This window comes from Robinsoniella sp., assembly GCF_034124845.1.
In genome coordinates, this window is sequence record NZ_JAWYAJ010000370.1 from 1 (window position 1) to 6,773 (window position 6,773).

The following is a 6,773-nucleotide window of genomic DNA, read 5'->3' on the forward strand; positions in this document are numbered from 1 at the left end:
TGGAACAGGTCGCTTAAATAACTGTTGCTCACTCCGCAGTGATCTGCTACATCAGATAAAGAGATATTTTCCTGATAGTGGGAGAGGATAAATTCTTTTGCGGCTGTAACAATCTGTACGGATTCAGGCAGCAGGGGTTTGGGCTCCAGCGGGATCAGGGTGGTGACTGCACCGGTAATAATCTGGGTGGCAGCAGATTCATCGGGTAATCCGGCTGGGAGGTAAGTATTCACCTGCCTGGTCAGTTCCGCATATGCTTTACGGAGGCAGGATGGGTTAATATTAGATCGTTCACTGATGTATTGAATCAAATAGGAAGCATAGCGCAGTATGGTGGTAAAACTTCTTTTCTCCTGAAAAAGGAGGCAGAAATTTTTAATATCGATATATAGTTTATCCGAAGACTGTACCAGATAATCGGTGAAAATATTGTCGCTGAGTTTATGTATTTTCCCAATAAAGTCAGCATGGGCATCTGCAAGTCCGGGGGTAACCGGATAGCTTTTTGCAATCAGTGTAACTGGAAGCATCTCCTGGATACTTTGCATGGAAAAAGTCAGATCCATGATATCGGTTACTGTTTTTCCACATATGGCGGTCAGCTTTGGCAGATCCTGTTCCGAAGCCCCTTGGCGTATCTGCTGACACAGCCTGGTCATGTGATCGGAAAGCTGTGAAATGCTGTCTTCACTGACCAGAACGAAGGTGGAGCCGTTTGCATTATATAGAGTGAGATATCCATATCCCTCGCAGATATCCTGAACGATCTGATTCAGCTTCAAATGATCGGTTGTTACATCAAATGCAGTGTTATTTTTCAGAATTAAATCCAGTTCATCGAGGGTAAATTCCAGAATACAGCCATATGCAGACATTAATGTCAGGTCAGAATTCTCCAGCTTTCGAAAAAGTTCATAGGTCAGTTTTGTATTTTCTTCTATGATGGATAGTAAAAGCTGTTTCTTAGTTTCTGCATCGGATGAAAGGTTCTCCTGAAGCAGAAATTGTGAGCCGCTCTGCGCCTTCAGACGTTCTGCTATAGTTTCCAGAAGATCTGTAAGTGTCTGGTCTACCAGTGGTTTTAATAAATAATCGGTGACCTGATATTTGATTGCTTTTCTGGCATATTCGAAATCATTAAAGCCGGAGATAATGATGACAGCCATATCCGGGAAATTTTCATGGAGATATTTAGCAAGGCTGAGCCCGTCTACTTCCGGCATCTGGATATCTGTAATGACTAAATCATAGTGCTGCTTCTTTAGCAGCTCCATAGCCTCCAGTCCGTCTTTTGCAATTCCGCTGACCTGGAATTTATCTGTAAATGCAGGAATGCTGTTAGCCAGGTATTTCCGCATAAGCATTTCATCATCGACTACTAATATGTGGTACATTATATTCCTCCTTCATTTCGACTAGTACAGCGTTGCTTGGTTATTTGTGCAGTGCTGTACTAGTGCCGCCCGGCACTAGGCAGATACAGGGTAATGGTGGTTCCCTGCCCGTAAGCAGAGACAAGATCTAAATCTGCATGCTCTCCAAATTTCAGGAACAGTCTTTTACATATATTTATGAGACCAATGTTCCCCAGAAGTTCTGAGGTGTCTTCCTGTTGCTGATGATGGGGAGATTGAATTTTAAAACTCTCTCTGATGTCCTGAATATGCTTTTTTACATTCTCCAGAGTTTCCGGCTCCATGCCCAATCCATTGTCAGAGATCCGAATCTGATATCCATGGTCAGTCCGTTTGGAAGTTACCAGGATAAAAGTCTCACCTCTTTTGGGTTCACAACCGTATTTTACCGCATTTTCGATCAGCGGCTGTATGGAGAGTGATGGAATCTGGCAGGCAAACAGTTCTTCTTCGATATCTATACGGTAGGTCAGCTTGTCCTCATACCGCAGCTGCATGATGGATAAATAGGATTGACAGATCTGTATCTCTTTTTCCATGGATATTTCCTTATCAATATTCATAATCCCGCCCAGATAATAGGAAAAGGATTCGATTGCATGGACGGCTTTGGCATTCTCGCTGCATTTTATAAGGAGGCTGATGGTATTTAGCGTATTGTACATAAAATGCGGCTTGATCTGGCTGCATAATGCATTGTACTGTGACTCTTTGTATAGATATTGAGCCTCGTACACTTCCTTGACGAGCTGTGTATTCCGGGTCAGGAACTGCTGAAGATTCTGAACCATCCTGTTAAAAGAGGCGGCGAGATAACCTATTTCATCCTGGTTCTTGACCGTTACCTGTATATCCAGATTTCCATTTTCCACCTCTTTCATAAGACCGATGATTTCAAATAGCGGAGTTAGAAATCTTTTGATAAACAGTGAGAAAAATGCAATGGTAAGTAAAATACAGGTAAAAGCCAGGAGAATTGTTTTCTCCAGATTATCCTTGGTGGGCTGCATTAATTCCCGATAAGAATTTAAGGCAATTATTTTCAAACCGGAAGAGAAGACGGAATAGCTGTTGACCAGGTACTTATTTCCATTTCCATCCTCCAGGAAACGTTCACTCTGGTTGGAGTCCGTGTCAATATGTTCTATCAGTGAGGGTTCCGAAAGCTCAGAAGTCTGATAGACGATTTGGTTATCATCGTTCAAAATAAATAGGGCACCATCATTTTTTAATTCCACACGGTCACATATTTTTTTGATTCCGGTGTAGTCAGCATCAACCTTCATAATGCCCAGGATTTTATCATTGTCCTGTTTGCTTCGGATCTGTCTGACGATGGAGAAGACAGGAGTCTTCTTGTTGCCAAATGCCTTTTCTAAATGGGGCGGTATATAAATCGGTTTGGTAGAGGACATTGCTTCCTTGTACCAGGAGCTCTCCGGGTAGGTATCATAATCTGACATTTCATAAGGGGTTCTGGTGTATGCATAAATTTGATCCGCATTCATCATATAGACCCGGAGTATTTCATCCCTTGGCAGCGTCATTACCGATGCCAGAAAGTTCTCGATCTTCCTTTTAGAATTCAACTGTTCCTGGGGCGTACCGGAGGCATTTTCCAGATTGTCAAGGATGGTATCATTATAGTAGGGGGCTAAAGTAAGCCGGTTTAATTCTTCCAGATAAGTATTGATATTGGAGCCTGCCTGTTCAATGATCTGCTGCGTCTGATTGATTGTCTGCTGAGTCAGCTGCCTGGAATACCATTGGTAATTCAGGAAAGAAACAACCAGTACAATAAAAACAGTGAATAAGCAGATCATAAATATGAGCTTTGTCCGAAACGTGGGATGACTGAAATGTTTCATTATTAATACCCTCTTTCCTTTACCGTTCTTGTATTATATTATTATACAGTCCGGATAAAATGGCAAGCAGAGGATAGCAAATATAAAAAACTGAAACCATGATCTAAAATATATGGTATTTCCCCCGGGAAAAAGGGATGTTAAGATAAGTTCAACAAGTCAGATACCCCACCGAAGCAGTGAGGAATCACCTGATATATGAAGGAGGAACGTAAAATGAAAAAGAACAAAATGGCAGCATTGGCTCTTGTATCTGTTATGTTATGCGGCAGTCTCGCAGGCTGTGGGAATACCGGGAATGTTGGGAAAACCGGAAATACCGGTGAGGCACCGGAATCCGCCACAACCAAAAATGCGGAAAAGGTCAACATCAAACTCTTTACCGGCAAGATCGAAACAATTGATGTGATGAATGAAATCATTGGTGATTTCAATAAATCACAGGATAGAATTACCGTGGAACAGGAATACCAGAAAGACGCAAGTAATATTATCAAAATTAAGTTTGCATCCAATGAGGTTCCCGATATCATGACAACTTATGAACAGGGGTTTGTGGACGAAGGCAAATATATGGACCTTTCTGATCAGAAGGAATGGTGGGACAGAATGACTCCGGAAATGAAAGAAGCATGTACCGATGTCGGTCAGGGAAAGGCTTTCCGCGTTTGTACCAATATGACTATGGCGGGTTTCTTTTACAATAAGAACATTTTTAACGATTTGGGTATTCAGGAATTTCCATCTAAGTGGGATGATTTCGAAAAAGTTTTAGAGGATATCAAAGCAAAGAAACCGGATGTTGTGCCATGGTTTATATTTGGAAGCGAAGCCTGGCATCTGGGACATTTAATTGAATTTATCCCACACGGCTATATCAAATCTACGCTGGGAACATTGGATGCAAAGAAAGCGATGCTTGATAATGACCAGAGTAAACTGCGGTTTGCGGACAGTGATGGTCCAATGGCTGTTTTCGGGGATAAAATGAAAGAGTTGCAGGACAGAGAACTGATCAACAAAGATGTTCTGACAGCTACCAATGATAACTGTGTACAGGACTTTGTAAGTGGAAAGACGGCTATGTTCAGCAATGGTATGTGGGCGATCTCCAGTATACTGGATGCGAATCCTGATATGGAGAATCAGATCGGATTTGCACCTTACCCGGCTTATATGCCTGATTCAAGTCCGGTTGTCTTAAGTGCCGAGGATTCTGGTTATTCCATCTCTGCAACAACGGAACATAAAGAGGAATGTATTGAATTTTTAAATTTCCTCTTTCAGCCTGAAAACCAGAAGAAATATTGTGAAGCGGCAAAAGCACCCAGTGCATTTCAGGATGTAACAGCCGAATGGTCACCAAAAACAATTACAGATGAGGTGGCAGCTGCATTAAAGAATGCGGTAAATATCGGCTATACAAATGAAAAACCCGCAGGATTTTCCGGTGATGATGCAGGAAGACTGCTGCAAAATCTATTCGCAGGCCAGTATACGCCGGATGAATTTGCCAAAGCTTATGCCCAGGCATGGAACGATGGTTTTGACAAAAAAGCAGAGTAATTTCGTGCATATCCACAGGCAACGGGCTAAACGAATGTGCTGACACATAACATGCTCTGAAATACACCGGAATACACTGGGAAGGAGGCTGAGTCAGAATGAAGCGGTACAAAATGGGATTACATCAATTTATGGCAATTCCGGCATTCACTTTATTTTTTGTATTTTTTATCTATCCCCTGATCAAAGGAATCGGCATGAGCTTTACCGATTGGGATGGTATTGGAAAAGCTAATTTTATTGGATTTCAGAATTTCATAGATTTTTTTAAAGATAAAAGGGCTTTATCCGATATCAGGACCACAGTTTTATTTGCACTGGGAAGTGCGCCGCTGCTGAATATCATAGGTCTGCTCTATGCGCTTTTATTAAATTCATCCTTTAAGGGTAAATCTGCAGCCAGAATGTGCATCTATATGCCGGCAATTATCAGCCCTTTAATCATGGGTTATATATGGTATCTTCTGCTGCAGCCCGGACGGGGTTTTCTCTTCCACCTGGCTGATCAGGCAGGACATCCGGATTGGTTTGGCAACTGGATGGGAGGATATGGAACGACGATGCTGGTTCTTATCCTGGTAAATGTCTGGCAGTATGCAGGCATGACAATGGTTATTTATCTGGCTGGGCTGCAGGGGATTCCAAAGGAATTATATGAGGCAGCCGAAATTGATGGAGCCGGTAAAATCAAATGTTTTCGATATGTTACTTTGCCGCTGCTTGGACCATCGGTAAGAATAAACGTAATTACTAATATTATCGGTTCCCTGTCCGTCTTTGACATTGTAATGTCGCTGACGGGAGGGGGACCGGGGTATCAGACGGAGACACTGAGTATCTATATTATGAGGATGTGTTATGGAAGCAAGACCGGTTATTCTACCGCTGTTGCAATGATTATGTTTGTAATTGTCCTGATACCGGTTGCGGTATCACTGCGCCTCATGAAAGAAAAAGAATAGGGGGAAACAACTGTGAATAAATTAATTTCGTATGCCCGGTATCTGGCAATTGTCCTGATCAGTGCGCTGTGCCTGACACCTTTTGCCATACTGCTGATCCTTTCGCTGAATACGCCACAGCGCAATTTTTATGACGGTAATATGTTTCTGCCTGACTTTTACTTCTTTAATTTCATAGAAGGCTGGAAACAGTCCCATATTGGAAGGGCTATGATTAACTCAGGAATTATCACGGTGCTTGCGATCTTATTGATTGTTATACTTGCAACCATGGCGGGCTATGCAATCGCCCGGTTTTCAAATAAATTAAACAAAGCGATCTTTGCCATACTGCTTTGCTGCATGATGGTTCCGGGGATTATTAACACGGTACCGCTGTACAGCCTGATGATTTCCATAAAGGCAGTAAATACTCTTTGGGGAATGGCATGTGTCTGTGCAACTCTGGCGACTCCCCAGGCAGTATTTGTATTTACCGGCTTTATCAAAGCCCTGCCGGGAGAAATTGAGGAGGCCGCAATAATAGATGGTTGCAGCCATTTCCAGGTGTTCTGGAAAATTATATTTCCGCTGCTGAAGCCATCTATATCCGCCGTCATTATTTTAAATGGATTTGGGATCTGGAATAATTATGCCCAGTCTGTTTTCTTTCTCCAGGATAGTACAAAGCATAATGTTCCCCAGGCACTGTCTGTTTATTTCCAGCAGTTCGCCGGGGCAAAATGGAATCTGCTGGCGGCAACTGCAGTCATAGCGATTATTCCGGTAGTCATTGTATTTTTGATTTTCCAGAAGAATCTGATGCAGGGGTTAACCGATGGGGCTTTGAAGGGCTAGCGCGTGTTGAAGGAAATTAAAAAGATGAGCTGAATACAGCATCAGACCAGGAGGAAAAGATATGGATTTATATCCAATAAAGGCGCAGTATCTGAGGAATGAAGAAATTACACTGCGTCTGGAAT

Annotated in this window: 5 protein-coding genes; 3 read left to right on the forward strand and 2 right to left on the reverse strand. The window is 42.4% G+C overall.

Annotated elements, in window-relative coordinates; genetic code table 11:
• A partial coding sequence (locus ACH2DQ_RS18680) for a response regulator (RefSeq protein ID WP_395027817.1) occupies positions 1–1,394 on the reverse strand: 1,394 nt, incomplete at its 3' end.
• A 59-nt stretch (positions 1,395–1,453) separates the two neighbouring features.
• Positions 1,454–3,283: a sensor histidine kinase gene (locus tag ACH2DQ_RS18685; RefSeq protein ID WP_394912695.1), complete on the reverse strand. Its 1,830-nt coding sequence runs from the start codon at positions 3,281–3,283 to the stop codon at positions 1,454–1,456.
• A gap of 216 nt (positions 3,284–3,499) precedes the next feature.
• Between ACH2DQ_RS18685 and ACH2DQ_RS18690 the strand changes: the two genes are divergently transcribed.
• The 3 genes from ACH2DQ_RS18690 (at position 3,500) to ACH2DQ_RS18700 (ending at position 6,648) form a co-directional block, all read left to right on the forward strand.
• Entirely contained in the window at positions 3,500–4,849 is a 1,350-nt protein-coding gene (locus ACH2DQ_RS18690) for an ABC transporter substrate-binding protein (protein ID WP_394912696.1), read from the forward strand.
• Positions 4,850–4,947: 98 nt separating this feature from the next.
• Entirely contained in the window at positions 4,948–5,811 is an 864-nt protein-coding gene (locus tag ACH2DQ_RS18695; protein ID WP_394912697.1) for a carbohydrate ABC transporter permease, read from the forward strand.
• A gap of 12 nt (positions 5,812–5,823) precedes the next feature.
• On the forward strand, positions 5,824–6,648 hold the full coding sequence (locus tag ACH2DQ_RS18700) for a carbohydrate ABC transporter permease (protein ID WP_394912698.1): 825 nt from the start codon (positions 5,824–5,826) through the stop codon (positions 6,646–6,648).
• The last annotated feature ends 125 nt before the right edge of the window (positions 6,649–6,773 follow it).